Origin of the sequence: Anaerophaga thermohalophila str. Valhall, assembly GCF_000250735.1 — a bacterium.
GTDB lineage: Bacteria > Bacteroidota > Bacteroidia > Bacteroidales > Marinilabiliaceae > Anaerophaga > Anaerophaga thermohalophila_A.
On the sequence record NZ_AHZV01000012.1, the window covers coordinates 1 to 3,162 of the forward strand.

4 protein-coding genes are annotated in these 3,162 nt (G+C 42.9%); 2 read left to right on the plus strand and 2 right to left on the minus strand.

All coding sequences use genetic code 11. The annotated features are described in order from the left end of the window. Positions 1–230 precede the first annotated feature (230 nt). Entirely contained in the window at positions 231–503 is a 273-nt protein-coding gene (locus tag OQ5_RS23995; protein ID WP_016775585.1) for a hypothetical protein, read from the plus strand. 73 nt (positions 504–576) lie between these two features. Further along, the gene (locus OQ5_RS24000; RefSeq protein ID WP_016775586.1) at positions 577–1,008 is read left to right on the plus strand and encodes an RNA methyltransferase; all 432 of its coding nucleotides are present in this window, start codon (positions 577–579) and stop codon (positions 1,006–1,008) included. A 22-nt stretch (positions 1,009–1,030) separates the two neighbouring features. On the opposite strand, the gene OQ5_RS0100350 is transcribed toward OQ5_RS24000, so the two are convergent. Then, the gene (locus tag OQ5_RS0100350; protein ID WP_016775587.1) at positions 1,031–2,602 is read right to left on the minus strand and encodes an NAD(P)/FAD-dependent oxidoreductase; all 1,572 of its coding nucleotides are present in this window, start codon (positions 2,600–2,602) and stop codon (positions 1,031–1,033) included. Next, positions 2,603–3,162, minus strand: a 560-nt coding sequence (locus OQ5_RS0100355; protein ID WP_016775588.1) for an outer membrane beta-barrel protein, incomplete at its 5' end; no start/stop codon positions are given.

A 3,162-nucleotide genomic window follows, 5' to 3' on the forward strand; every position in this document is an offset into this window, starting at 1 on the left:
AGATACAAGATGTAAGATAATTCATCAGTATAAATTATGTATAAGTTATTGGTCTGATGGAACTCGCATGCAAGCATTTATACATATTCTTGTTGGGAAACCGTGCCATGCTCGTTTCGTAAAATATTGACACACTGCATCTTAATAAAAAACAATGATCGACACATACAATTGGTTTGCAGTGTATTGAAAAAATTTAACGGAGTATTACTTTCAAAGACAACGCCAAAATGGTCGGAAAATCAAAAAAAAAATTAATATCTTCCCTTTCACTAAAAAAGTACAGGGACAAAACAGGCCTCTTTGTAGCAGAAGGCACAAAACTGGTTAACGACCTTCTCGATGCTGGAATAAATGAAGAGATAATTTTAACCACTGACAGCAATGTACTGAAATCCGGTAACAGGGAATATCTTGTAGATGTTGTTGATTCCCGGGAAATAAAACAAGTAAGTTTTCTAAAGACTCCTCAAAAAATACTTGCCGTAATTAAAAAAACCTGAATTCACATTCACTTTTGGAGAGCATTCCGATAGCCTGACACTTTGCCTGGACGGTATTCAGGACCCGGGAAATATGGGTACAATACTAAGGCTTGCCGACTGGTTTGGAATTCCTTACGTTGTTTGCAGCAAAGACACAGCTGATGTTTTCAATCCAAAGGTTGTACAAGCCTCTATGGGAGCATTTGCAAGGGTAAAAGTTTTCTATACCGACCTCACCACGTTTTGCCTGCGGTCTGCCCGGGAATTAAATCTCCCCGTATTCGGAACTTTCATGAATGGCGAGAATATTTATTCAGCCTCCCTTTCCAGAAAAGGCCTGATTATACTTGGAAATGAGGGACAAGGCATTCGCCCGGAGACAGAAAAGACCGTTACCAAACGGCTAAGTATTCCGAAGTTCAATCGTCAGCGAGGTATTTCCACGATGGAGTCATTAAATGTAGGAATGGCTGCATCTATCATTTGTTCCGAATTTCGCCGTCCGTTCTTTTTGTCCGAATAAGTTATACCATCACGCACTCACTTCAAGGCCGTGCAAGTTTCAAAAAGCCGGCTACATGTATTGCACACTTTTCTCCATCAAGGGCGGAAGAAGCAATTCCCCCTGCATAACCTGCTCCTTCGCCGCAGGGATATAGTCCTTTAATGGAAACGTGCTGAAACGTTTCTTTTTCTCTTGGAATTCTTAAAGGAGAGGATGTTCTTGATTCTGTTGCAATAACAATGGCCTCATCGCTAAGAAAACCTTTTGCACGTTTACCAAAATAAGCAAGTCCTTTTTTCAGACGATAGACTATGTGTTCGGGTAAGATAAAGTGTAAAGGAGCCGAAACAGTACCAGGGACATAAGAAGATTCAGGCAAATCAAAAGAAAGACGCCCATCAACAAAATCAATCAGTCGCTGGGCGGGAGCCACTATTCCCTGCCCGCCGTTAATATAACAAAGCTTTTCAACCTCCTGCTGGAATTGAAACCCGGCTAAAACACCGTACTTTTTGTATTCTCCCAAATCGCCGGGTTGTATCTCAACCACCATTCCGCTGTTAGCGAAGGGAGAATTTCTTTTGGAAGAAGACATCCCGTTAACCACCATCTCGTCGGGACCGGTCATAGCAGGCACAATAAATCCACCCGGGCACATGCAGAAAGAATAAACACCCCGTCCTTCAACCTCATGCGAAAAACTGTAAGATGCAGCCGGAAGGTACTTTCCTCTGCCTTCGGGAGTATGATACTGAATTTGGTCTATCAGTTCCTGCGGATGCTCAACACGAACACCCATAGCCCAGGTTTTGGATTCCAGTTTGATTCCTTTGGCATGCAATAGTCTGTAAATATCCCTTGCCGAATGACCGGTTGCCAGAATCACCGCTCTTCCCTTTATTTTTGTGCCGTCGTCAATAACAACGCCTTTTATGGTATCACCCTCTAAAATGAAATCGATAACCCGCGATTTGAAAAGAAACTGCCCGCCACAGCTAATAATCGTTTTACGAATATTTCGGATAACTCCGGGTAATCTGTCGGTGCCAATGTGGGGATGCGAGTCGATCAGAATATCATCATCAGCACCATGAAAATGAAGTATTTCAAGAAAATTCCGGAAATCACCGCGCTTTTTACTTCGTGTATACAATTTACCGTCGGAAAAAGTACCGGCCCCGCCTTCCCCAAAGGCATAATTGGAGTCTTCATCGAGTTGTTCGTTCCGGTTTAGAAGTGCAATATCTCTTTTTCGTTCCGAGACTTCTTTACCTCTTTCTACAATAACAGGTTTAAGTCCCAGTTCAATAAGCTTAAGTGAAGCAAAAAGTCCGGCTGGTCCGGCGCCAACAACAATCACTTCAGGAGCTGATTCCACATTTGACCAGTGAAAACTTTTCGGCTGCATTTCGGGAACCGGTTCTTTGGCCCAAACATCTACCTGCATCTGTATCATCACCTGTTTCTGGCGGGCATCCACCGACCTTCTGGCAATCCTGATGCCGGAAATTTCGGCAGGGGTCAATTTTAATTTATGAGCCGCAATTTTTTTAATGTTTTCTTCTCGTGACGCCTGTTCGGGCGTAAGACGTAAAGGGATCTGTTGATACATTTACTCAAAATAAAAAGTGAAAACAAACAAACGTGAGGTCAGCCGGTCAAGAATATCGGTATACATAACATCTTCGGGTTCGCCTGTTCCTGAAGGATCGAGAATGTTAAGCATACCGACAGAGAGTTTGGCCTCGGTTGAAAGCCTGAAATAGTTCAGATAGAAATCTAATCCGGCTCCTATTTCCAGATACACATCCGTTGATTTAAGATTGAGACCGTCGTTCTCCGATTTTGCCAGATCGATCCGTGGATTGATCCCCCCTATCAAATAAGGTTTTACGTTAGTCATGCGTGCCCCGTTGAATTTCAGGAGCAAAGGAAACTCCAGGAAAGTGGATTTGATCTCGAGTGGCGCTTCGTCTTCCTCTCCATCCTGTATGTAGAGCAGGTCGCGTTGACCAAAACTGATACCGGGAAGAAATCTCAGATTAAAGTACTTATTGATCCGGAGGCTTGAAACTATCCCAATGTTAATTCCGGGATTAAGATTTACTACTTCGGCATAACGATTGTCCAGTCCATCGGGACGATCATTAAATGGTTTATGAACAACTTTAA

What these genes read in the sequence shown, in the direction of transcription:
- OQ5_RS23995 (WP_016775585.1), top strand. Translation starts at nt 231, where the DNA reads ATGGTCGGAAAATCAAAAAAAAAATTAATATCTTCCCTTTCACTAAAA.
- OQ5_RS24000 (WP_016775586.1), top strand. Translation starts at nt 577, where the DNA reads ATGGGTACAATACTAAGGCTTGCCGACTGGTTTGGAATTCCTTACGTT.
- OQ5_RS0100350 (WP_016775587.1), bottom strand. Translation starts at nt 2,602, where the DNA reads ATGTATCAACAGATCCCTTTACGTCTTACGCCCGAACAGGCGTCACGA.